The 25,076-nt window shown below is 65.2% G+C and carries 16 protein-coding genes and 1 pseudogene; 13 read left to right on the top strand and 4 right to left on the bottom strand.

The genetic code is table 11. The features are described from left to right. A pseudogene (locus tag AC19YT_RS14080) lies at positions 1–118 on the top strand (IS30 family transposase); the annotation flags it as partial. Here the strand turns inward: AC19YT_RS14080 and AC19YT_RS14075 are convergent. From AC19YT_RS14075 to AC19YT_RS14065, 3 genes are all read right to left on the bottom strand, one after another. Further along, complete coding sequence (locus tag AC19YT_RS14075) at positions 108–2,825, bottom strand: RHS repeat-associated core domain-containing protein (protein ID WP_500610469.1); 2,718 nt, start codon at positions 2,823–2,825, stop codon at positions 108–110. The pseudogene AC19YT_RS14080 and the gene AC19YT_RS14075 sit on opposite strands and share 11 nt — an antisense overlap. 95 nt (positions 2,826–2,920) lie before the next feature. After that, positions 2,921–4,072: a patatin-like phospholipase family protein gene (locus AC19YT_RS14070; RefSeq protein WP_500596984.1), complete on the bottom strand. Its 1,152-nt coding sequence runs from the start codon at positions 4,070–4,072 to the stop codon at positions 2,921–2,923. Between the two features lie 30 nt (positions 4,073–4,102). Further along, positions 4,103–5,032, bottom strand: coding sequence for a lipid A biosynthesis lauroyl acyltransferase (locus AC19YT_RS14065; protein ID WP_095107422.1), 930 nt, complete (start codon positions 5,030–5,032; stop codon positions 4,103–4,105). 119 nt (positions 5,033–5,151) lie between these two features. Here AC19YT_RS14065 and minC point away from each other — a divergent pair, with 119 nt between their 5' ends. The 12 genes from minC to AC19YT_RS14005 all read left to right on the top strand — a co-directional run bounded on the left by minC (position 5,152) and on the right by AC19YT_RS14005 (position 24,091). Beyond that, a complete protein-coding gene (minC, locus tag AC19YT_RS14060; protein ID WP_095107723.1) occupies positions 5,152–5,889 on the top strand; it encodes a septum site-determining protein MinC in 738 nt (245 codons plus the stop codon). Between the two features lie 191 nt (positions 5,890–6,080). Next, on the top strand, positions 6,081–6,893 hold the full coding sequence (minD, locus tag AC19YT_RS14055; RefSeq protein WP_020295538.1) for a septum site-determining protein MinD: 813 nt from the start codon (positions 6,081–6,083) through the stop codon (positions 6,891–6,893). After that, on the top strand, positions 6,893–7,147 hold the full coding sequence (gene minE, locus AC19YT_RS14050) for a cell division topological specificity factor MinE (protein ID WP_019693048.1): 255 nt from the start codon (positions 6,893–6,895) through the stop codon (positions 7,145–7,147). The genes minD and minE overlap by 1 nt, the downstream gene beginning before the upstream one ends. Positions 7,148–7,280: 133 nt before the next feature. Further along, the gene (locus AC19YT_RS14045) at positions 7,281–7,916 is read left to right on the top strand and encodes an RluA family pseudouridine synthase (RefSeq protein ID WP_095107421.1); all 636 of its coding nucleotides are present in this window, start codon (positions 7,281–7,283) and stop codon (positions 7,914–7,916) included. Positions 7,917–8,001: 85 nt separating this feature from the next. Next, complete coding sequence (locus AC19YT_RS14040; protein WP_095107420.1) at positions 8,002–9,291, top strand: M18 family aminopeptidase; 1,290 nt, start codon at positions 8,002–8,004, stop codon at positions 9,289–9,291. Positions 9,292–9,384: 93 nt separating this feature from the next. Continuing rightward, on the top strand, positions 9,385–9,561 hold the full coding sequence (locus AC19YT_RS14035) for a hypothetical protein (protein WP_500596981.1): 177 nt from the start codon (positions 9,385–9,387) through the stop codon (positions 9,559–9,561). 75 nt (positions 9,562–9,636) lie between these two features. Continuing rightward, positions 9,637–11,790 (top strand): mechanosensitive ion channel family protein, encoded by a 2,154-nt coding sequence (locus tag AC19YT_RS14030; RefSeq protein WP_500596980.1) that lies wholly within the window; start codon positions 9,637–9,639, stop codon positions 11,788–11,790. A 479-nt stretch (positions 11,791–12,269) separates the two neighbouring features. Next, on the top strand, positions 12,270–18,347 hold the full coding sequence (locus AC19YT_RS14025; RefSeq protein ID WP_500610468.1) for a type I polyketide synthase: 6,078 nt from the start codon (positions 12,270–12,272) through the stop codon (positions 18,345–18,347). 25 nt (positions 18,348–18,372) lie between these two features. Continuing rightward, complete coding sequence (locus AC19YT_RS14020; RefSeq protein WP_500610467.1) at positions 18,373–19,668, top strand: aminotransferase class I/II-fold pyridoxal phosphate-dependent enzyme; 1,296 nt, start codon at positions 18,373–18,375, stop codon at positions 19,666–19,668. A 55-nt stretch (positions 19,669–19,723) separates the two neighbouring features. Next, on the top strand, positions 19,724–20,527 hold the full coding sequence (locus tag AC19YT_RS14015) for an outer membrane lipoprotein-sorting protein (RefSeq protein WP_500596976.1): 804 nt from the start codon (positions 19,724–19,726) through the stop codon (positions 20,525–20,527). After that, positions 20,524–21,705, top strand: coding sequence for a hypothetical protein (locus AC19YT_RS14010; RefSeq protein ID WP_500610466.1), 1,182 nt, complete (start codon positions 20,524–20,526; stop codon positions 21,703–21,705). Before AC19YT_RS14015 ends, AC19YT_RS14010 begins: the two co-directional genes overlap by 4 nt. Positions 21,706–21,724: 19 nt before the next feature. Beyond that, entirely contained in the window at positions 21,725–24,091 is a 2,367-nt protein-coding gene (locus AC19YT_RS14005; RefSeq protein WP_500610465.1) for an efflux RND transporter permease subunit, read from the top strand. Here AC19YT_RS14005 and AC19YT_RS14000 read toward each other — a convergent pair. Next, on the bottom strand, positions 24,067–24,780 hold the full coding sequence (locus tag AC19YT_RS14000) for a UTRA domain-containing protein (protein ID WP_095107413.1): 714 nt from the start codon (positions 24,778–24,780) through the stop codon (positions 24,067–24,069). The genes AC19YT_RS14005 and AC19YT_RS14000 overlap by 25 nt on opposite strands. Positions 24,781–25,076 lie beyond the last annotated feature (296 nt).

Raw genomic sequence — 25,076 nt, 5'->3', positions numbered from 1 at the left:
GACCGTCGAAGCCGTCAATCGGACAGTAGCGAGGATCAATCTACGCCCGCGCAAGCGCTTGGGCTGGAAGACGCCGTACGAAGTGCATACAGGGGTGAGCGTTGCACTTATGTGTTGAATTCAGGGGCTCTGGGTGTTCTCACGATGCTTGGCGCCTCGACTTTCACCAGCCCGGCGCGGTCCATCCTAATGTACTCGGCATTCACTGTACTCTCGCGCCTAACCTCTCCATGGGTATTATCCACGAGCAAATATTGGCTAAATAACGCCCTCCCCTGCGCACCTTGCAATCCAATACTGATTTGAAGCAAGCGTTCCTTGTGCGTATTTTCCCGTAGCACAATGGATGGAACATCATGAATCTCAAATTCCAGCTTTCCACCCGAAGCAATTAAATATGACCTGACCGCATTGGCTTTATTTTCATTACCCTCGACCCCTTCACCCAGTTTCGCGATACTCACCGGCGAATCATTGACATCCAATAGACGGACACTTCCCCGTTGTAGTCCTGGCTGGCCCGCAGCGGTGTTATAGGCTTCGATGTACCTCCTTGGCCAAGCCTCAAGGGTCCGGCTGGACGGGTTGTGTTCATACATATTCACATTGAATTGCCAGGACTCTTTTTTCTCCAGATCATTTACATGAATACTTTCATCCCAAGTCAACGCAGGTGGCTCTTCCATACGGCCTCTTACCTTATCCAACCACCTGCCCTTGTAAGACAATACTAACCTCACCTTGAGATCATGCCCTTCAGACTCCCGAGACTTCAAAGCTGAATGTGACAACTCAAGTTTCTCCAACTTCCAACGGCCCAACTGTTGCGCAGGCACAGGCAAGTCATTCCCCCCTACCAACCCCTTCTTATCAGTCAAATAAGTGGGCCGATTATTGACCATCCAATAAAAATTAAGCCCATCGACTTCCCCCGCCGGATCTGCACTTAACCACCGCTGTAACCACGGCGCGTAATAGCGATAACCGTAGTAATAAAGCCCCGTGGCGTCGCGTTCTTTACCTGAATAACGCACGGTCTTGTGTTTGACCTGCACCGCACTTCTGCCCGCCCACCACGCCGTGCCACCAAAGGGGTAGTAACTTTCCTGGCTGATAAGGGCAGCGTGTTCATCCACCTCCAACGTGCAGGAGCCCAGGTGATCGCTGATGCCGTAGCGTAATTGATCGTTGGTGACACCCGCCGGCGGCGCAGTTTCCCAGTGCAACACCCGCACGCTGTTGCGCCCGGCCTCAAGGTGGATGACGTGGTAGCGCTCGGCACCGTGCTGGTGAGTTTCCAACCCGGGCAAGTAGCGCACTTCGCCACGCAGGGTGCGACGGTGCGCCTGGGCCAGTCGGACTTTACGCAGGCGATGGCCGGGGCGGTCATAGACGTAATGCTCCTCGTCGTCCGTACCGTCCGGGCGCTGCACCTGGGTAACCCGGCTCAACTGGTTGCGGGCGTCCCAGTGCAGGGCTTGGCCGGGTTGCAGGGTTTGCTGGTTGCCCTGCGCGTCAAAGCCCTGGGCGATGTCGTCCTCGCCGGGCAGGCTGCCCTCCGGGCGCTGGGCCAGGCTGCGGTTGCTGCGCTGGGAAACGGCCATGACGAAGGTGGGCGCGCCGCTGTGCTGGCGGCTGCGCAGGTTACCCGCCGCGTCGTAGGTAAACGCCTGGGTGTAGTTGCGCAGTTGGTTGGGGTCGGCCGGCAAAGGTTGCAACGCCGGCAGTTGCGGGCCATAGGCCGGGGTGATGACTTCGCGGCCGCTGGCCTGCACCAGTTGATAGAGGGTGTCGTACTGGTAGCGGTTGATCGGCTCGATGCGCCGATTGCCGTGGTAGCGCACGGGTTGGGCCTGGTCCTCAATGCTCAGAACGTTGCCCATGGGGTCGTAGGTGTAATGCACATCCGCCAGCACCTGGGCAGCGGCCGCCCGCAGGTGCAGCAGGCGCCCATCCCGAGGGTCGTACTCGGCCCGGGTCTGCACGCCGTTACCGGCGGTTTCTTCCTCGACTTGGCCGAAGGCGTCATAGGCCAGCGCGCTGACCAGCAGGCGAGGCACTTGGCCCGCCCCCACCAGGCGCAGGCTGGCGGACTTCAACTGCCCCGCCCGGGTGTAGGTGAACGAACGCAGGTGGCCCATGGCGTCGGCCTGGTTGTGCAACTGGCCGGTGGCGATGTGGGTTTGCCTGCTGATAAAACCCGGCCCGGGCTCCAACAGGTCATCACGCTGCCCGGTGCCGATGGGCCAGTCGGGCGGCTCCAGGCTGGCGAGGAACTGGCGCTGCTCCGCCAGCGCCGTGCCATCGAGCCCGTAATCGCGCAGGTGCAACGTGCCTGCCGGGTCGTCATGGCGAATCAACCGGCCGCACTGGTTATGGGCCGCCGCATCGGTGCCGGCGTAGGTCATGCGTTCGACGAACCGGGCCGCCTCGCCCGCCACAGCCTCGCGCACCGCCAGCGGCCGCAGCAGCGCATCGTGCTGGGTATGCTGTTGGCTGCCCCGGCTGTCCCACGCCGACAGCACCTGGCCCGCCACCGCGGGCAAATTCAGTTGCCACCCGGCGTCGAGGCTGTCGGTCAGTAATGGCTGGCCGGATAACCTGTACACCGAGGTCAGGTTGGGCTTGGGTGAAAGGCCCCACAGTCTCGGGTCCCAATTGCCGACGCGGCGCCCGGCACCGTCGTACACCTGGCGGGTGATCCGCGCCTCGGCGGCTTGCCGCGAAAGCTCGCGGCAATAGGCCACTGTGCGCACCGGCAGGCCTCGCGGGTCAACCGCCGACAGGGTCGGCGTATGGGCATGGAGCCGGGTTGCGCGGGGCATGCGACACCTCGTTCACATCAGGCTGAACACAGGCCCTACGATGCCTGACGGATCGAGGCACGGATACTGTCAGAACTTACAGGTAGGTAGAGGCCCTACAGCCCCAGGAAGCGCTTCAACTCATCGGCCTTGGCCAGCGCGTCGCGCCGCCCAAGGTCGATCAACTCGCTGCAATACCCGGCCTCGAACAACAAGTAGCTGAGCACCCCGGCCCCGCTGGTCTTGGTGGCACCAGGCCCGCGCAAGAACATGCGCAAGGCCCGCGGCAGTTCCTGGCGGTGACGGGCGGCGATTTCGTCGATGGGCTGGCTGGGGGCGATCACCAGCACGTCCACCGGCGCCGCGCCCAGGCTGCGGGTGGGCGTGCCGTGGGGCAGCAGGTGGCCGAACTGGTTGAGGCGCTGCAACAGCTCGATATCGCCTTCGAGGCTGTCGATGAAGGTGCTATTGAGCAGGTGCCCGCCGATCTGCGCCAGGGTCGGCTGTTGCCCGGTGTAGCTGCGCTGCAAAGGGTGCTGGGGGTCAGCGCCGCGCGGGTTGCCGCTGACGCCCACCACCAGCACCCGACTCGCGCCCAGGTGCAGGGCTGGGCTGATGGGCGCCGATTGGCGCACGGCACCATCGCCAAAAAATTCGTCGCCGATCTTCACTGGCGCGAACAGCAGCGGGATCGCCGAACTGGCCAGCAAATGCTCGACGCTCAACGGCGTCGGCAGGCCAATGCGGCGATGGCGCAACCAGGCATCGATGGTGCCGCCGCCCTGATAGAAGGTCACCGCATGGCCGGACTCGTAGCCAAACGCGGTGACGGCCACGGCCTTGAGTTGCCGCGCCTTGATCGCCTCGTCGATGCCGCCCAGGTGAATGCGCTCTTGCAGCAAGTCGCGCAAAGGGCTGCTGTTGAGCAGCGCCACCGGCACCTGGGCGCCTAGGCCCAGCAGGCTATGGCCGACAAAACGGCTGGCCTGGCGGATCACCCCCGGCCAGTCGCTGCGCATCACTTGATGGCTGCGAAAACTTTGCCAGAACGCGGTCAGGCGTTCGATGGCGGCGCCAAAGTCCATCGCGCCACTGGCCAGGCTCACAGCGTTGATCGCCCCGGCGGACGTGCCGACGATCACCGGGAACGGGTTGGCCGCCCCCGCCGGCAGCAACTCGGCAATTGCCGCCAGCACGCCCACCTGGTACGCCGCCCGCGCCCCGCCCCCGGAAAGAATCAAACCCGTTACCGGTTCGGCACGACTCATTGCAAGGCTCCAGGGCAGGTCAAGAAGGGATTAGCGTTGGGCGTAGAGTTTCGGCTCGCCCGGCGGGCGGCTCTTGAAGCGGCGATGGGCCCACAGGTATTGCTCGGGGCACTGGCGCAGCGAAGCTTCGACCCACTGGTTGATGCGCAGGCAGTCGGCCTCTTCGGACTCGCCGGGGAAACCCTGCAATGGCGGGTGGATCACCAGGCGATAACCGCTGCCGTCCGCCAGGCGTTCCTGGGTGAAGGGCACCACCAGGGCCTTGCCCAGGCGCGCGAATTTGCTAGTGGCGGTCACCGTCGCGGCTTGAATGCCGAACAGCGGCACGAAAATGCTCTGCTTGGCGCCGTAGTCCTGGTCCGGCGCGTACCAGATCGCCCGCCCGGCGCGCAGCAGCTTGAGCATGCCACGCACATCGTCGCGCTCCACCGCCAGGGAATCGAGGTTGTGGCGCTCGCGGCCGTGGCGCTGGATAAAGTCGAACAGCGGGTTCTTATGCTCGCGGTACATGCCGTCGATGGTGTGCTGCTGGCCCAGCAGCGCAGCGCCGATTTCCAGGGTGGTGAAATGCAGGGCCATGAGGATCACGCCCTTGCCCTCGCGCTGAGCCTGTTTGAGGTGCTCCAGGCCTTCGACATGGGCCAGGCGTGCCAAACGGGCGCGCGACCACCACCAACTCATCGCCATCTCGAAGAAGGCAATGCCGGTGGAGGCGAAGTTTTCCTTGAGCAGGCGCTTGCGCTCGGCGGCGGTTTTTTCCGGGAAACACAGTTCCAGATTGCGCTGGGCGATGCGCCGCCGGTCGCCTGCCACCCGGTACATCAGGGCGCCCAGGACGCGGCCGATCTTGAGCAGCAGCGGGTACGGCAACTGCACGATCAGCCACAGCAGCCCCAGGCCCAGCCACAGTGGCCAGAAACGCGGAAGAAAAAATTCGGCTCGTAAACGCGGGCGATCCATTAAAGATTCCGTCAAGACAAAGGCCGCGCATTCTACATCGGTTCGCAGCGGGTTGCGGCTCGCGGGCGTTCTCGTTATAAGTCTCGGCACTTTTAGTGACAAGCCGTTTAATGCCGACCATGAGCCAAACCGAACCGCTAGACCAAGATCCTGTGTTCCAGTTGAAGGGCAGCATGCTCGCCATAACGGTGCTGGAACTGGCCCGCAATGACCTTGAGGGGCTGGATCGCCAATTGGCCGCGAAGGTCGCCCAGGCCCCGAATTTCTTCAGCAACGCCCCGCTGGTGCTGGCCCTGGACAAACTCCCGGCCCAGGAAGGCGCGGTGGACCTGCCCGGCCTGATGCGCATTTGCCGCCATCATGGCCTGCGGACCCTGGCCATCCGCGCCAGCCGCATCGAAGACATCGCCGCCGCCATTGCCGTTGACCTGCCCGTGCTGCCCCCCTCCGGCGCCCGCGAGCGGCCGCTCGACCCGCAGGAAGGCGTGGCGCGTAAAAAGCCGGAAAAACCGCCAGAACCCACCATCAAGCCGACCAAGATCATCACCTCCCCCGTGCGCGGCGGGCAGCAGATCTACGCCCAGGGCAGCGACCTGGTGGTGATTTCCTCGGTCAGCCCGGGGGCGGAACTTCTCGCCGACGGCAACATCCATGTATACGGCCCCATGCGCGGCCGGGCGCTGGCCGGCGTCAAGGGCGATACCAAGGCACGGATTTTCTGCCAGCAATTGAGCGCCGAACTGGTGTCGATTGCCGGCCAATACAAAGTTTGCGAAGACCTGCGGCGCGACCCGCTGTGGGGTTCTGGCGTGCAGATCAGTCTGTCGGGTGATGTGTTGAACATCATTGGGCTTTAACGGATACTGCCGCATTTTCCAAACATCTCTAACGCGTAGCGAAAACAGCCCAAACGAAGTAGGAAATTGACCCAAAGCCGGCCGTTAATAGCGCTTTTGCTCAAATTTCAGCCAAGGTTGTTCGGCAGTTGGCGTTTTCCAGAGATGTTTTTCAGGGGCTAAAAGTCCTTTTTCCTTAGGGGTGAAACACCTTGGCCAAGATTCTCGTGGTTACATCCGGCAAGGGTGGTGTGGGTAAGACCACCACCAGCGCCGCTATCGGTACCGGCCTCGCTCTGCGCGGCCACAAAACAGTGATCGTCGACTTCGACGTGGGCCTGCGTAACCTCGACCTGATTATGGGTTGCGAGCGTCGCGTGGTTTACGACTTCGTCAACGTGGTCAACGGCGAGGCCAACCTGCAGCAAGCCCTTATCAAGGACAAGCGCCTGGAAAACCTCTACGTCCTGGCCGCCAGCCAGACCCGCGACAAAGACGCGTTGACCGTCGAAGGCGTGGAAAAGGTCCTGATGGAACTCAAGGAAACCTTCGAGTTCGTGGTCTGCGACTCCCCTGCTGGCATCGAGAAAGGCGCCCACCTGGCCATGTACTTCGCCGATGAGGCGATTGTCGTGACCAACCCGGAAGTGTCCTCGGTGCGTGACTCCGACCGCATGCTGGGCCTGTTGGCGAGCAAATCGCGGCGCGCCGAGAAAGGCGAAGACCCGATCAAGGAACACCTGCTCCTGACCCGCTACAACCCTGAGCGCGTGAGCAACGGCGAAATGCTGGGCGTTGAAGACGTCAAGGAAATCCTCGCCGTCACCCTGCTGGGTGTCATCCCCGAATCCCAAGCGGTGCTCAAGGCCTCCAACCAGGGCGTGCCGGTGATTCTCGACGACCAGAGCGACGCCGGCCAGGCGTACAGCGATGCGGTCGATCGTTTGCTGGGCAAAACCGTGGAACATCGGTTCCTTGATGTCGAGAAGAAGGGATTCTTCGAGCGCCTGTTTGGAGGTAGATAATGAATCTTTTTGACTTCTTTCGTGCCAACAAAAAAGTAAGCACCGCGTCGGTAGCGAAAGAGCGTCTACAGATTATCGTGGCGCATGAACGCGGCCAGCGCAGCACCCCGGACTACTTGCCCGCCCTGCAGAAGGAACTGGTGGAAGTGATCCGCAAGTACGTCAACATCGGCTCCGACGATGTGCACGTTGCCCTGGAAAACCAAGGCAGCTGTTCGATCCTGGAACTGAACATCACCCTGCCGGATCGTTGATCGAACCGGTGGAGGCCACAGCAGGCTGAACACCTGCTGATCCAATATGGGAGCGGGCCTGCCCGCGAAGGCGTCGTCACCGACCTTTTCGCGGGCAGGCCCGCTCCCATACGTTTGTCATGAGGCTGTTGTAATGCCGTTGTCCAATATCCGCATCATCCACCAGGACGCTGGTGTGCTGGTGGTGGACAAGCCAACCCTGCTGCTTTCCGTGCCCGGCCGGGCCGAAGACAACAAGGATTGCCTTATCACCCGCCTGCAAGAAAACGGCTACCCCGAAGCCCGGATCGTCCATCGCCTGGATTGGGAAACCTCCGGCATCATCCTGCTGGCCCGTGACGCGGACACCCACCGCGAACTGTCCCGGCAGTTTCACGACCGCGAAACCGAAAAAGCCTACACCGCGCTGTGCTGGGGCCAACCCGAACTGGACAGCGGCAGCATCGACCTGCCCCTGCGCTATGACCCGCCGACCAAACCGCGGCATGTGGTGGACCACGAGTTCGGCAAGCACGCCCTGACCTTCTGGAAAGTGCTGGAGCGTTGTGGCGACTGGTGCCGCGTCGAGCTGACCCCCATCACCGGCCGCTCGCACCAGTTGCGCGTGCACATGCTGTCCATCGGCCACCCGCTGCTGGGCGACGGTTTGTACGCCCACCCACAGGCCCTGGCCGCGTGGCCGCGCCTGTGTCTGCATGCCAGCATGCTCAGCTTCACCCACCCGCAAAGTGGCGAGCGGCTGCGCTTCGAGTGCCCGGCACCGTTTTAGCCCCCGTGTGGGAGCTAGCCGCTGGCTCCCACAAAAGCCAAGTCCAATACGTTAAACTCGCGCCCATTGCTGTCTGGAGCTACTTATGCGCGAAGAGTTGAACCAAGGCCTGATCGACTTCCTCAAGGCCTCCCCCACCCCATTCCATGCCACCGCCAGCCTGGCACAGCGCCTGGAAGCCGCCGGCTACCAGCGCCTCGACGAGCGCGAGCCGTGGGCCACCGAAGCCAACGGCCGCTACTACGTGACCCGCAACGACTCCTCGATTGTCGCCATCAAGATGGGCCGCCACTCGCCCCTGCAGGACGGCATCCGCATGGTCGGCGCCCACACCGACAGCCCGTGCCTGCGGGTCAAGCCGCAGCCGGAGTTGCAACGCCAGGGCTTCTGGCAATTGGGGGTGGAAGTCTACGGCGGCGCGCTGCTGGCGCCGTGGTTCGACCGCGACCTGTCGCTGGCTGGGCGCGTGACCTTCCGCCGCGACGGCAAGGTCGAGAGCCAGTTGATCGACTTCAAGGCACCGATCGCCACCATTCCCAACCTGGCCATCCACCTCAACCGCGAGGCCAACCAGGGCTGGGCGATCAATGCGCAAACCGAGCTACCGCCGATCCTCGCCCAGTTCGCCGGTGACGAGCGGGTGGATTTTCGCGCCGTGCTCACCAACCAACTGGCCCTGGAACACGGCCTCAACGCCGACGTGGTGCTGGACTACGAGCTGAGCTTCTACGACACCCAAAGCGCCGCGGTGATTGGCCTGCACGGTGACTTCATCGCCGGCGCGCGCCTGGACAACCTGCTGTCGTGCTACGCCGGCCTGCAAGCATTGCTCACTGCCCCGAGCGAGGAAACCTGCGTGTTCGTGGCCAACGACCACGAGGAAGTCGGCTCCTGTTCCGCCTGCGGTGCCGACGGCCCGATGCTGGAGCAAACCCTGCGCCGCCTGCTGCCCGAAGGCGAGGCGTTCGTGCGGGCGATGCAGAAATCCCTGCTGGTCTCGGCGGACAACGCCCACGGCATTCACCCCAACTACGCCGACCGGCACGACGCCAACCACGGCCCGAAGCTCAACGCCGGCCCGGTCATCAAGGTCAACAGCAACCAGCGCTACGCCACCAACAGCGAAACCGCCGGGTTCTTCCGCCACCTGTGCATGGCCGAAGAAGTACCGGTGCAAAGCTTCGTGGTGCGCAGCGACATGGGCTGCGGCTCGACCATCGGCCCGATCACCGCCAGCCACCTGGGTGTGCGCACCGTGGACATCGGCCTACCGACGTTCGCCATGCACTCGATCCGTGAACTGTGCGGCAGCCACGACCTGGCCCACTTGGTCAAAGTGCTGAGCGCGTTCTACGCCTGCCGTGATTTGCCCTAGTGCGCCCGCTTGCTACACCAGGCGATACAGGTCAACCCGGGCCGGGGCGAACCGGCCTAGACTCTATTTATCCTTTCTGACAAGGCTGTCTCCATGATCTCGATGTCTGCGTTCCACTCCATGCTTATCCCGATCCTTGCCGGCATGCTCCTGCTGGCCATCGGGTTCAACTTCCGCGACAAGAACGCGGGCGTGTTCAGCATGTGGGTGGGCATGCTGCTGATCCTGGCCACGGTGGTCTACAAGATCCTGGCCAAGCTCAACGAATAAAACCCCACCACGCTCGCATTGGGTTTGCCCCACTCGTACACTCGGTCAATCCCCCCGTTTGAGGTTGACCGCCCCGTGCTCGCTCGCCTGTTGTCCCTGCCGACTGTTTTTCTGCTGTGCCTGATGGCGCTGTTGCCCGCCACCGGCGCCCAGGCTGTCGGCTTGCCGGGCCTGCTCGCCAGCCCCACCAAACAGGCGCAGGCGAGCGAGCCCCTGGGGCAATCCCTGGACGAAGTCATTAAGTCCCTGGAAAACGACCAGCAACGCAGCAAGTTGCTGGCCGACCTGAAAAAACTGCGCGATGCCACGAAACAGGCTCAACCCCCGGCAGAAATCGGCGTGCTGGGCCTGATCGGCGGCACCCTGGCCGACCTGGAGAAACAGTTCACCGGCGCCGACAGCCCCCTCAACCGCTGGACCGCCGAGTTCGAGCTGGCCCGCGAGGAGTTCGATGCCCTGCTGCTGCCGGCCAGCGAATGGGGGCCGATCATCTTTGCCTTCGCCCTGATCCTGATGCTCTGGAGCCTGCTGGCCGCCGCGCTGATCTGGGTCGGCAACCATGTACGCCGGCGCTTTGGCCTCACCGAAGAACTGCCCCAGCACCCCAAGCCCTGGGACCTGCTGCGCTTTGCCCTGCGCAAACTCGGGCCGTGGCTGGTGGCACTGGTCATCACCGTGTACCTGAGCTACGCCCTGCCTTCGTCCCTGGGCAAAGTCCTGGCGATGGTGCTGGCCTATGCCCTGGTAATCGGCACCTGTTTTTCGGCGATCTGCGTGGTGGCGTTTTCCGTACTCGACGGCCCGCACCGCCACCGCGCCCTGTACATCCTGCGCCACCAGGCCTTCCGCCCGTTGTGGCTGATCGGCAGTTTCGCCGCGTTCGGCGAGGCCCTGGGCGACCCGCGCCTGGTGGCCAGCCTGGGCGCGCACCTGGCCCACGCGGCGGCAACCTGCGCCAATGTGCTGGCGGCGTTGTCCACCGGGGTGTTCATCCTGCGTTTCCGCCGCCCCATCGCTCACCTGATCCGCAACCAGCCGCTGTCCCGGCGCCTGACCCGCCGCGCGCTGAGCGACACCATCGAAATCATCGGCACCTTCTGGTACTTGCCGGCACTGGTGCTGGTGGGCATCTCCCTGTTCGCCACCTTCGTCTCCGCCGGCGACACCAGCACCGCCCTGCGCCAGGCGCTGATCTGCACGGTGCTGCTGGTGGTGTGCATGGTCATCAACGGCTTGGTACGGCGCCACGCCCTCAAGCCGCAACGCGGGCACAAGCGCCATGCGCTGTATTCCGAACGCCTGAAAAGCTTCTGCTACACCCTCGTGCACCTGGTGGTGTGGCTGGTGTTCATCGAGTTGGGCCTGCGGGTGTGGGGCATGTCGCTGATCCGCTTTACCGAGGGCGACGGCCATGAAATCAGCGTCAAGTTGTTCAGCCTGGCCGGCACGCTGATTTTCGCCTGGCTGGTCTGGATCCTCAGCGACACCGCCGTGCACCACGCCCTCACCCGCTCGCGCAAAGGCCTGGCCAATGCCCGGGCGCAAACCATGATGCCGCTGATCCGCAACGTGCTGTTCGTGGCGATTTTCATCATTGCCTTAATCGTCGCCCTGGCGAACATGGGCATGAACGTCACGCCGCTGCTGGCCGGGGCCGGGGTGATCGGCCTGGCCATCGGTTTTGGCGCCCAGTCCCTGGTGGCCGACCTGATTACCGGGCTGTTCATCATCATCGAAGACTCCCTGGCCATCGACGACTATGTGGACGTCGGCGGCCACCTGGGCACCGTCGAAGGCCTGACCATCCGCACCGTGCGCCTGCGAGACATCGACGGCATCGTACACACCATCCCGTTCAGCGAAATCAAGAGCATCAAGAACTACTCCCGCGAGTTCGGCTACGCGATCTTCCGGGTGGCGGTGCCGTACAACATGGACATCGACGACGCTATCAAGCTGATGCGCGACGTCGGCCAGAAGATGCGCACCGACCCGCTGCAACGGCGCAATATCTGGTCGCCCCTGGAAATCCAGGGCGTGGAGAGCTTCGAGTCCGGCAGCGCCATCCTGCGCGCGCGCTTCAAGACGGCGCCAATCAAACAATGGGAAGTGTCGCGGGCGTTCAACCTGTCCCTCAAACGCCACCTCGATGAAGCCGGGTTCGACCTGGCCACCCCACGCCTGAGCGTGCAAGTGGTGACCACCAGCGCGGGGCCGGCCAAGGAATAACGCTACGCCCCTTCTACATCGCCACGCCTAAAACACAGCCCGACAATTAATACTGCCGGGCTGCTGGCGTATGCCCCCCCACAACGCCAGGCGTTATAAAACGCCACAAACTTTAAAGTTAATTCAAGACATCGCCCTCTATCCAAAACCCCAAACTTTCATTCGCAACTCGCGAAGCTGCACAAATACCAAGACGAGGTATAAGTCAAGACACAGCGCCAAACTTACCATCACATTCAGAAACATCACCCACACCCCGTAAACATGACTACGTAAGCAACTCACAAGTAACTCAGAGTATAGTAATTATTCCTACATTCATTAATATCCGCACACACACGACTTGTACAAACTCCCGCTTTTGTCAAATTGATATCTACCCGCACTAAATACCCCTCGTTAGAATCCGCCACCTACAAAAGCCAGATAAGCAACTTACAAGTTGCAATATCAGTTCTGACAACTCAGGAGGCATCTACGTGCCCAACACCCGCAATAACCCGACAACTCCACTTGCTCGCAAAGTTGCCATCATTGGTTCCGCCTGCCGCTTTCCGGGTGGTTCAACCACACCGCAAGCGTTCTTCGACAGCCTATTGAGTGGCCGCAACTATGTGCGCCCGGTGCCTGCGGATCGCTGGTCGAACGATACCTATCTGAATGAACAGGACGTGTGCGGTAAAACCTACGTCGGCCACGGGCACTTTCTCGAGGAGTACGACTTTCGTGGCTTCGACGCGGACTTTTTCAACTTTTCCCCCCGCGAAGCCGAATTCCTCGACCCCCAGCAGCGCCTGTTGCTGGAACTGAGTTTTGAAGCCATGGAAAACGCCGGGCTGTGCGTCGAGGCCTTGGCGGGTTCGCAGACCGGCGTGTTCGTCGGCGGCTTCACTGTCGACCACCTACTCAACCAGTTCGGCAGCCATGCCCGCGGCATGATCGGTGCCCACAGTGCGGCAGGCTCGACCCTGACCATGCTCTCCAACCGCATTTCCTACGCCTTCGATTTCCGAGGGCCGAGCCTGTCGGTCGATACCGCGTGCTCTTCTTCCCTGGTGGCATTCGCACAGGGCGTCAGCGCCATTCTTACAGGGCAATGCGAAACAGCCTTGGTCGGTGGCTCCAGTTTCATGCTGCGCCCTGAGTACATGGTGGCCATGGCCAAGGGCCGTTTCCTCGCCAAGGACGGCCGCTCCAAGAGCTTCGATGCCCGAGGCGATGGCTATGGCCGGGGCGAGGGCTGTGGCGTCGTGGTGCTCAAGGACTATGCCTGCGCCCTGCGGGACGGAGACGAAATCATTGCCCTGGTCGACGGTGCCGGCGTCAACCAGGATGGCCGCACCAGCGGTATCACCGTGCCCAACCCCCAGGCCCAGCGCCAGTTGATGGAAGAGGTGCTGGCCCAAAGCGGTATCGACGCCGCGTCGGTGAACTACGTCGAGGCCCATGGCACCGGTACCCCCGTGGGCGACCCCCTGGAAACCCGCGCCATCGCCGATGTCTACGCCCAGGGCGGGCGCTGCCGGGTGGGTTCGGTGAAAGCCAACATCGGCCACCTGGAAGCCGCGGCCGGCGTGGCCAGCGTCATCAAATCGATGATGATGCTGCGCCACAACCAGGTACCTGAAGTGGCGGGGCTGGAGGTGGTCAACCCGCAAATCCCAGAGGAAATCGACCTGCCCCGGCGTACCGAGACCCTGGGCGACCCCGCACAGGTGCGGCGCATCGCCATCAACTCGTTCGGCTACGGCGGCACCAACGCCCATGCCATCCTCAGCTCGCCGCCCGCCACCACGCCGCGCGTGCCCCAGCCTGGTTGCGCCCCCTCGGTGGCCATCCTGCCGCTGAGTGCCCGCGACACCCAGGCCCTGCGCGAACGCGCCGGGCAACTGGCCCAGATGCTGGAGGCGGCCGGCGCCCCCGCCCTCAACGATGTGCTGTTCACCACTGCCCTGCGCCGCAGCCACCTCGACCATCGCGTCGCGGTGTGGGGCGATACCCCCGGGCAACTGGCCAGCGCCCTGCGCGCGTTTGCCGCCGACAGCGGGGACTTCCCCGGCGTTGAAGGGGCGCGCCCGTTCAACGCCAGCCCGCGCATTGCCTTCGTCTACACCGGTATGGGCCCGCAGTGGTGGGCCATGGGCCGCCAGTTGCTAAGCGAAAACCCGGTGTTCCGCCACACCTTGGAGCAAGCCGATAGCGTGTTCCAGGGCATTGCCGGGTTCTCCATCCTGGAAGAAATGCTGCGCGATGAAGCAACCTCGCGAATCAAGCACACCGAGTTCGCCCAACCCGCCAACCTGATGATCCAGATCGGCCTCACGGCCGCCCTCAAGGCCGAAGGCGTAGTGGCCGATGCGGTGGTCGGCCACTCGGTAGGCGAAGTCGCCTCGGCCTGGGCCGCCGGCATGTTGACCCTCGAAGACGCCCTGCGGGTGAGCCGCGAACGCAGCCGCATCCAGGCCACGGCCGCCGGCACCGGGGCGATGCTCGCTGTGGGCCTGGGCGCCGAGCAGGCCCTGGAACTGATGGCGCCCCATGGCGATTTGATCTCCCTGGCCGCCATCAACTCGCCGCGCAGCGTGACCATCGCCGGCGACCGCCAGGCCTTGCAGGCCCTACTCGCCGAGGCGGGCGAGCGCAAGGTGTTCGCCAAGATGCTCGACGTTGAAGTGCCCTACCACAGCCCGCTGATGGAGGCCCTCAAGCCGCAGATCCGCGAAGCCCTGGCCGGCCTGCAACCCGTGCCCGCGACCACGGCGCTGTACTCCACCGTCAGCGGCGGCTTGAACGGCGAACGCCTGTACGACGCCCAATACTGGTGCGACAACGTGCGCAACCCGGTGTACTTCTGTGACGCCATCACCGCGCTACTGGACGACGGCTACACCCATTTCGTCGAAGTCGGCCCGCACCCGGTGCTGCGCCGCTCCCTGGAGGAAACCGCCAGCGCCCGCAACATCGAGATCCGCGCCAGCGCCACCCTGGCGATGAACAAGCCGGAAACCGACGCACTGCGCCGCGCTGTCTGCGCCATCTACGCCCAGGGTGCCGCCCTCGACTGGGCCGCGCGCACGCCCGCCGGCCAACAGGTGCAATTGCCCACCTACCCGTGGCAGCGCCAGTTGCTGTGGCGCGAAGCGCAATGGCAGCGCGACGACCGCCTCAACGCCCAAGGTTGGCCGCTGCACGCCGCCCAGAGCGGTATCGACCTCAACCTGCGGCGCCTCAACTACCTCTACGACCACATCGTCGACGGTTCGCCGATCATGCCCGCCGCGGGGTTCCTCGAAGCCCTGTGCGAAGAGGCCCGCGAACGCTGGCCGCACAGCACGGGCCTGAGCGTACGTGACGTCGATATCCAACAATCGCTACTGCTCGACCACGCCCGTGAGCTGCGCCTGCACGTGCAGTTCGACGCCACGCGCCATCGCGCCACCCTCGCCTCCCACGATATCGCCGAAGACGCCGCGCCCCTGGTGCATGCCCAGGCCACCCTGCACCCACTGGCGACACCCGCCCCGACGGCCATTGCGCTGCTGGCCACCGGCGATCTCCAGGCACTGGAGCCGGCCGCCTTCTATGCCCAACTCCACGGCCAATCCTTGCAGTACGGGCCGGCCTTCCAGTCGATCCGCCGCCTGCACCGCGACCTCGAACAGGGCCTGGCCCAGGCACACTTGAGCCTGCCCGTCGAGTTGGCCGCTGACGCGCCGGCCTACCTGTTGCACCCGGCGCTGCTGGACGGTTGCTTCCAAGCGGCCCTGGCACTGATGCGCCCCGAGGAGGGCGTGTTCCTGCCGGTGAGCCTCGCGGCGCTGCACGTCTACGGCCCCTTGCCCGAGGCGATTGACTGCCGGGTGCAGATCGTCGAGCGCGACGCCTCGCGCATCGTCTGCGACTTCCAATTGACCGATCGCAACGGCGCTGTCCTGGCCCACTTACAGGGCCTGACCTGCCGCTCCCTGCAAGGCCGCGGTAAGGCCCAGGTGTTCCCGGCTGGCGACTATCAGCGCACCTGGCGCGAATTGCCCGCCCTCGCCAACCCAGTCATGAGCGCGCAACGGCTGCTGCTGGTGGCCCACGGCGACGACCCGTTGGCGGTGCGCTTCGCCCAACTGGCCGGCGAACGCGGCCTGGGCTGCGAGCGCTGCACATGGGCCCAAGTGCCGGCCCACCCTGGCCTCGGCGCGGTAGACCGGGTGATCGGTTTGTCCTGGGCCGGGCAAAATGCCGCCATGGCGGTGACCGGCGAAGATGAACTGCGCGAGCTGCTGCTGGCGGTCCAGGCCCTCGCGGCCCAGGGCCGGCCGTTGCCGCTGCGGGTCGTGACGCGGGGCGCCCATGGGGTGCGCGAGGACGATCCAGTGCAACCGGCGCAAGCGGCGGTGGCCGGTTTCGTGCGGGTGGTGCGCAACGAGCAGCCATCGCTGGACGCGGCGCTGGTGGACATCGACGAAGGTCAAGGGCTGGCGGCACTGTTCGCCGAGGTCATGGCCGATCAGTTGATCGACGAAGTGGCCCTGCGCGAGCAGCAGCGCTACGGCGCCCACTTGATCGCCAGCGGGCTGTTGCAGCAACCAGGGCACGTGCCGAGCCGCTGCACCGGACCGCAGGCCATCAGCCTGCGCCAGCACCACAGCGCCTTCAGCGCCCACCTGCAAATACCGCAAGCCTTGGACCCCGAGGCCTTGCAGGTGCGGGTCGAACGCCTGGCCGTGGCCCTGGAACCCCCGGGACAGCCCATGGGCGTGGTCGCGGTGGTGACCGCCGTTGGCCAGGCACTGAGCGGGTTCAACGTGGGTGAGCGGATCGTCGCCCTGGCCCCGCGCCACCTTGGCACCGAGTTGAGCCTGCGCCCCGCCGAGTGTGTGCTGGCACCGATCGGCCAGCACGACACGCCCTCGGCCTTGATCGCGCCCATCCAGGCCCGCGCCGTGGCGTTGGCCCGCACCTGCGCGTTGCGCCCCGGGGCGCGTGCCCTGGTGGTCGAAGGTGTGCTGGGCGATGCCCTGAGCGCGGCCTTGAGCCAGCACGGCGCCGTCGTCACCCGCGTCGCGGCGGACCTGAGTGACCTGCCCAACGCACCAGGCTTTGACCTGATCGCCGCCGACCTGGCGCAGTGGAGCCATCAGGCCGGTTTCTTCGCCCTGGCCACGGGCGGGCAGTTGCTCGACCTGGGCAACGACCCGGCGCCCTTCGCCTTGCCGGTACAGTGCCAACGCCTGATCCGCGCCACCCTGGACCTTGCGGCGTGCCGCCAGGACGAGGCCTACCGCGCCGCCCTGCGCAGCGCCCTGGCCACCCCGCCCGCGGCGCTCGCCACAGCACTGCCCGGCTTCGCCGACCTGTTGGACGGCACCGCGCTGCACGGCTGGATCGAGCTGCAAGTGGCCGGGGACGAACGACCGTTCACGGCAGCCGCCAGCGACACGCCGGCGCTGCGCCGTGACGGGGTCTACCTGGTCACCGGTGGCTTCGGCGGCCTGGGCCAGGAACTGGCCCGCTGGCTGGCCCGCCACGGCGCGGGGCACATTGCCCTGGTCGGCCGGCGTGGCGCCGACACGCCCCAGGCCCAAGCCCTGCTGGCGCACCTGCACAACCTCGGTGCCCAGGCCAGCGCCCATGCCCTGGACGTCAGCGACCCGGCCCAGGTACAGCGCCTGCTGGGCCAGTTGCACCAACCGCAGGCACCGCTGCTGGGCATCTACCACGCCGCCGGCGTGTTGCAGGACCACCTGCTGGAGCAGATGACGCCCGCCCACGTCAGCACCGTCATGCAACCCAAGGCCGGCGGAGCCTGGGCCCTGCACCAGGGCGCCCTGGCCATCGGCGCGCCGTTGGAGCAGTTCGTGATGTTCTCGTCCATCGCCAGCCTGGTGGGCAACAGCCGCCAGGCCAACTACTGCGCCGCCAACGGTTTCCTCGAAGGCCTCACGCACCTGCGTCGCGCCCAGGGCCTGCCGGCCTTGAGCATTAACTTCGGGGCCATCGCCGGTGTCGGCATGCTCGAAAGCGACGAGCGCATCGGCCAGCACCTCACGCAAATCGGCCTCACCCCGCTGGACGTGCACGTGGCTCTGCGCGGCCTTGGCCGAGCGCTGGCCAAGGGCCTGGCCCAGGTGGCGGTGTCCGAGCAGGCCGATTGGGGCAAGTGGGCGGTATACGAAAGCGTCGGCGGCGCCTCGCCGACCTTCGCCGAACTGGTCCAGGCCAGCCGCGCCAGCCAGAGCGACAACAGCTCCCTGGTGGAGCAACTGCATGCGGTGGTCGCCAGTGTCGATGACAACGAGGCCAGCGGCGTCCTGCAAAGCCTGATTGCCGAGTGCGTGGCGGCCGGCCTCAAGACCAGCGCCCAGCGCCTCAAACCCGAGCAGTCGTTTGATTCCTTTGGCGTCGACTCCCTGCTCTCCACCGAGATCAAGTTCCTCCTGGAGCAGCAGCTGGGCGTGACCTACTCGGTGATCGAGCTCCAAGGCCAGGCCACCATCGCCAAGCTCGCCCAACGGGCCCTGAGCGAGGTGCGCAGCAAGATCGAACTGGCCAGCGCGGCCTGATTTTTCCAAGAGGAAACCTTTACCCATGAACCGTTCTTCCAATGCCGCCGTCGACACTTTGCTGGCCAAGATGCGCGCCAACATCACCAGCCAGCAGCCCGCCCTGCACAGGGTGGCGCCGGGCGAGTCGGGCAACCTCACCGAGTCGCCCGAGTACGCCATGCTTAAGGGCCTGCGCGCTCGCTATCAGGAGGGCAACGGGCTTATCAACCCGTACTTTCGCGCGCGCAGCGGCGACGTGGCCGCGACCTTGCAGATGGCCGGGCGCGACTACATCAGCTTCTCCAACTACAACTACCTGGGCCTGGCCAACGACCCTCGGGTCAAGCACGCGGTGCACGAGGCGGTGGACCGCTACGGCTGCCATGCAGGCGCCGCGCGCATGGTGGGCGGCGAAATCGAACTGCACGCCCAACTGGAAACCGAACTGGCCCGCTTCATCGGGTGCGAAGCGGCCACGGTGAGCGTCAGCGGCTACAGCGCCAACGTCACCGTGATCGGCTACCTGCTGGACCGGCGCGACCTGATCCTGCATGACGAATACATGCACAACAGCGGCCTGATGGGCGCGGTGATGTCCGGGGCGCGGCGCATCGCCTTTCCCCATAACGACATGGCCGCCCTGGAGGCCCTGCTCACGGAGCACCGCGACGGCTACCGGCGCGTACTGATTCTGGTCGAAGGCGCCTACAGCATGGACGGCGACCTAGTGGACCTGCCCCAAGTGGTGGCCCTGAAAAAGCGTCACAACGCCTGGCTGATGATCGACGAGGCGCACTCGTGCGGCACCGTCGGCGCCACCGGGCGCGGGGTGTGCGAGCACTTCGGCATCGCCCCGGCGGAGGTCGACCTGATCGTCGGCACCCTGTCCAAGAGCTTTGCCAGTTGTGGGGGGTTTGTCGCCGGGAAGAAGGAATGGATCGACCTGCTCCATCACTTCTGCCCCGGCCTGCAGCTTTACAGCACCGGCATCAGCCCGGCCAATACCGCCGCCGCCCTGGCCGCCCTGCGCGTGACCTGCGCCGAGCCACAGCGGGTGGCGCGCCTGCAAAGCAATGCGCGGCATTTCGTCGAACAGGCCCGCCAGCGCGGCTTCGAGTGCGGCAGTGCAGTGCCCGGGGTGCCCATCGTGCCGCTGATGATCGACGACGACCGGGCGCTGCGCCTGATGTCGAGGCTGTTGGACCACGGCGTGATCGCCCACGCCGTGATGCACCCGGTGGTGCCGCACAACGAGGCGCGGCTGCGCTGCTTCATCAGTAGCGAGCACGACGAAGCGATGATCGCCCACACCCTCGACCTGCTCACCCAACCTCTCTAAGCCCAACGCCGCGCTCGACCGCAACAGGGTCGAGCGCCGTATCCAAGGAACACCGATGAACACTTTGCCTCCCCTGCTCGCCCTGGCGGCGGGCCACCTGCTGCTCGCCCCGACCGTCAGCGCCAGCACCCCCGAGCTGCGTGAGCGGGGCCGGGAAATTGCCCTCACCGTCGACCGCAACGACAGTGGCTACGGCGACTACGTAGTCAACGGGCGCATGACCCTCAACCGCCCCGACGGGCGCAGCACCGAACGCAGCTTCCAGATGAGCACCCTGGAAGGCGACACCGTGGGCGATAAACGCCTGGTGGTGTTTTCCCAGCCGCGCGATCTGGCCGGGTTCGCCTCGCTCACCTTCAGCAACGCCCAGGCCGCGGATGACCAATGGATCTACCTGCCTGCCGTCAAACGGGTCAAGCGCCTGGCGGCACGGGACAAGACCGGCTCCTTCGGCGGATCGGAATTCACCTACGAAGACATCACCACCTGGCAAGTCGAAAACTACGACTACGAGTTCGTCCAGGACGAACCCTGCGGCGAGCCCCAGGCGACCTGCCACACCATCGCCAACCTGCCCAAATACGCTCACTCCGGCTACTCGCGCTTGGTGGAAACCATCGACCCACGCATCTGGCAACCGGTGCGCATCGTCTACTACGACAAGGTCGGCCAAGCCGCCAAACGCCTGGATTTCCATGACTACCAGCAGTACGGCACGTATTGGCGGCCAGGGCGGATTGTCATGACCAACCTGCAGGACAACGCCAGCTCGCAAATCATCTGGGACGACTACCGCTTCAACACCGGCCTCAAAGCCGCCGACATGACCGACAGCCGCCTGCCTTCATGGTCGCGATGAGCCGGCCCGCCTCCCTCCTGTGCCTGGCCTTTGCGGCCAGCCTGTGCCTGCCGGTGGCCCAGGGGGCCAGCCTGCGGGGCAGCCTGGGGCTCGACAGCCTGGTATTCGCCGAACCGCCGCAGTTTGCCGGGCAGGCCGACGAATACCGCAACGCCGCGGCCACCTTGAACCTGACCCTCAGCGACCGCGACTACCACCTGGAGCTGTTCAGCCGCGCCTCGGCCAATGCTGAACAGGCCTGGAGCGCAGACCTGCGCCAAGCCACCTGGAACCTGCGCAGCGATGCCAGCGACTGGCAAGTGGGGGTGCTGAGCCAGACCTGGGGCGTGCTCGAAGCGTGGAACCCGGTAGACGTCATCAACGTCCGCGACCTCGCCGAAGACTTCCAAGGCAAAGCCAAACTGGGCCAACCCGGGGCGATGGTCAGCCTCAACCTGGACGACACGGTGCTGTCGCTGTACGCCCTGACCTACGCCCGTGGCCAGCGCCTGGGCGAGGGTCGCGACCGCTTGCGCAGCCTGCCGGCCGCCGTGCGCGAAGAAGCCTTCGAGGACGGCCGCTGGGCCCCCGGCTTCGCTGCCCGCGCCGCGTTCAAACTGGGCAGCGACCTGGAGCTGGCGCTGTCCCATTACCGCGGCCACGCCCGCGAGCCGCTGCTGCAACCGCTGGTCGATGCCAGGGGCCTGCGCGGCTTTCGCGCCACCTACGCGCAAATCGAGCAAACCGCTTTGCAAGCCCAGTACGTGGTGGGCGACAGCGTGCTCAAGAGCGAAGTCATCCACCAGCGCGGCACCGGCGAGCGCTTCTGGGGCGGTGGCGTGGGCGCCGAGACGACGTTCAGCCGTGTCGGGGCGAGCACGGCGGACCTGACCCTTTACAGCGAGTTCTACTACGACGCCCGCAGTGCCGACGCACCGGTCACGCCGTTTCAGCGCGACCTGTTTTTTGGCGCGCGCCTGAGCCTCAACGACCCCCAGGACAGCGTCCTGGAGCTGCGCGCCAGCCACGACCTGCAGTGGTCCTCGCACCTGTTCGAACTGCGCGCCAGCCGGCGGGTGTTCGCCAGCACGGTGTTCTCCGCCGCGTTGCTCGCGCCCAGCCAGGCCCGGCGCGATCCCGCGCTGAACGGCTATGGCAACGACACCTACCTCAAGCTGGGATTGGCCTGGTACTTCTGATTTGTTAGGAACCCCTTCGATGCACACTCCCCCCGCAGCTGCGCCCCTCGGCGCGCAGCACCGGTTCACCGCCCTCCTGCACGCCTACGCGAGCGGGGTCACCCGCCACCCGTGGTGGGTGCTGGCGGCGTCGTTGCTGCTGGTCGTCGCCCTGAGCCTGGGCATGGCGCAGTTGAGTTTTCGCAGCGACAGCCGGGTGTTTTTCGCCCAGGACAACGCCGACCTGCAAGCGCTGGAACAGTTCGAGCAAACCTACGGCCGCGACGACACCCTGGTGTTCGTGGTCAGCGCCCGCGACGGCGACCTGTTCAGCGCCGCGCGCCTACACGCCATCAGCCAATTGACGGATGCCGCGTGGCACTTGCCCCAGGTCAAACGCGTCGATTCGCTGACCAATTTCCAACGCGTGCAGGCCCTGGCGGACGATATCCACATCGACCAATTGCTGCGTTCCGGCGATCGCCTGAGCGACAACCAGGCCCGCGACTTGCGCCAGCAGATCAACGATGAGCCCCTGCTAGTCGGCCGCTTGTTGTCCGCCGATGCGCGCCTGGCCTTGGTGGCCGCCAACCTGCGCCTCGATGCCACTCAGGGTGCGGACCAGGCTGCGCAGGCCATGGCCGCGGCCCAAGCGCTGATGGGCCGGTTCGCGGCCGAGCACCCGGACCTGCACATCGGTTTGTCGGGCTCGGTGGCCCTGGACCAGGCATTCGTCGAGGCGAGCACCTTCGACAGCAGCGTGCTGTTGCCGATCATGGTGCTGGTGCTGCTGGGCATCATCGTCCTGGTGCTGCGCTCGTTCGCCGGGGCCCTGGCCACGTTCAGCGTAATTCTCATGAGCACCCTGGCGGCGCTGGGCACCGCGGCGCTACTGGGGGTGCCGCTGTCGTCGCCCAGCGTGATCGCGCCCAACATCATCCTCACCATCGCCTGCTGCGATTGCCTGCACCTGTGCGCCGGCATGCTGCGCCTGCGCGGTGAAGGCCTGAGCCGGCGCGAGGCGGTGCGCGAGGTGCTGGTCGAGTGCTGGTGGCCGGTGACCCTGACCACCCTGACCACGGCGGCGGGTTTTCTGTCGTTGCTGTTCAGCGCGGTGCCACCGTTTGCCCACCTGGGGGCGATTGTCGCCATCGGTGCACTGCTGGCCTGGCTGCTGAGCCTGAGCTTTCTGCCGGCGCTGATGTGCGTGTTGCCGTGGCAAGGCTCGACCCGCCCGGCACCGGCCCAGGCCCTGAGCCTGTGGCTGGCCCGCCAGGTGCTGGGCCGGCCACGCCAGGCGCTGGCGGGCGTGGTGCTGGCCGGCGGTGTGTTAGGCGCTTTTGCGTTTTCCAACACGCTGGATGACCGCTACGTGCGCTACTTCGACCAGCGCTATGAGTTTCGCCAGGCCACCGACCGTTTGAACCAGGCCCTGGGCGGGTTCTACACACTGGAGTTTTCCCTCGATGCCCAGGAGGCCGAGGGCATCTGGGCCCCCGAGTACCTGCACCAAACCGAGCAATTTGGCCAATGGCTGCGCCAGCAACCGGGGGTGACCCACGTGCATGGCCTGACGGACATTCTCAAAACCGTGAACCGCGCTTTGCACGGCGGTGGCGCGGCGCAATTTCGCCTGCCCGAGTCGCGGGACAACGCCGCGCAGTTCCTGGCCCTGTATGAAATGTCCCTGCCCGCCGGCGCCGACCTGAAAAACCTGGTGAGCGCCGACAAGCGCAGCAGCCGTCTGAGCGTGGGCCTTAACGATATGTCCACCGCCGCCATCGCCGCGTTACAGGCCAGCGCCCAGGCCTGGGCCAACGAGCACACGCCGTTGCTGGCAGCGAGCGCCAAGGCCACCGGCACCTCGGTGCTGTTCGCCCACATCGGCAACCGCAATATCGAGCAGATGTACCAGGGGATGGCCGTGGCGGCTGTGGTGGTGTGGCTGATTTTCCTCGGCGCGTTCCGCTCCCTGGGCCTGAGCCTGGTGGGCGCCGTCGCCAACATCGTGCCGTCCCTGGCGACCCTGGGGGTGTGGGCGTTGGTCAATGGCGAAGTGGGCATGGCGGTGGCGACGGTGGCTTCGGTGACCTTCGGCGTGGTGGTGGACGACACCATCCACCTGCTCACTGCTTATGCACGCCTGCGCCGCCAGGGCCTGGCGGTGGAAGAGGCCCTGCACGTCACCTTCAAACAGGTTGGCGCCGGGATGATCGCCATGACCCTGGCGCTGGCCGGCGGGTTTGCCTGCCTGGCGTTTTCCGGGTTCCAGATCAACGCCTGGATGGGTTTGATGGCGTCTATCACCATCCTTATTGCCCTGGTGTTCGACGTGCTGTTCATCCCCTGCGTGCTGCTGGTGTGTCGGCGCAGGGGCGCGACTCAGACCACGTCCACACCGACGTGAATGGCGTCGTGGCGCCAGAACTCCAGGTCGCAGTCGATCAGGCGTTCGTGCTGGTCGTAATTGACCCGGGCAATGCGCAGGCCCGGGCTGCCCGCCGAGACCTTGAGCGCGGCGGCGGCCTCCACCGGCAGTGAAGTGGGCACGATCTCGAAGCGCACGCGGCCGTAGTGCAGGTCGTAGTGGCGGGCATACAGTTCGGTGATGGACTGGTTAAGGTCGAAATCGAGGATGCCGGGAAAATACTGCGGGTTGAGGTAGTGCTCGACGTACAGCACCAGGCGCTCGTCAATGCGCCGGGCGCGGCGGATCTGGATCACGCTCGACAGCGCCGGCATCCGTAGCCAGGCGCAGACCGCCGCCGACGCCGGTTGCAGGCGCGCCGAAATCACCTCGGTGGACGGCCTGCGGCCCTGGGCGCTGACCATGGCGTGGAAGTGGCTGCGCTGCATCAGGTTGTAGGCCAGGCGCGGCGGCGAGACGAACCAGCCACGGCGTTCTTCGCGGTAGATCTGGCCCTGGGCTTCGAGCTGCAACAGCGCTTCGCGCACAGTGATGCGGGTGGTGGCGAACAACTCGCTCAACTTGCGTTCGGCCGGCAATTGGCTGGCCGGGGCGAGCAAGCCGTGGTCGATCTGCTCTTGCAGGGCTTGGCCTATGGTTGTCACCGTTTTACTGGCATCGACGCGCATCAACGTTACCTATCTGGACTAGACCAGCACTGTTTCAGGGCACCCTCGCCCTCTCGAATGCCCCGAAAGGCCTGCCGCCAGCCTAGGCACGGCATGTGACTGATCCATGACAGGCGCCCGCCATTTGCCTGCAAAACCGCCGCCAAGTCCAGGCGCTGCGGCCGTGCGGCCATGGTCTACGCTTACCTCGCATTGCCCGCGAGCCGGGCCACCGACATCAAAGTGTCATCCAACACGCCTAAATTGGCTCAAGGTTTGCTGACCTAGACCAACCCCACCCCAGCTGTCGCTAGTAC

It is taken from the genome of Pseudomonas sp. MF08875, from assembly GCF_059862525.1.
This window is presented reverse-complemented; position numbering and strand designations above follow the sequence as displayed.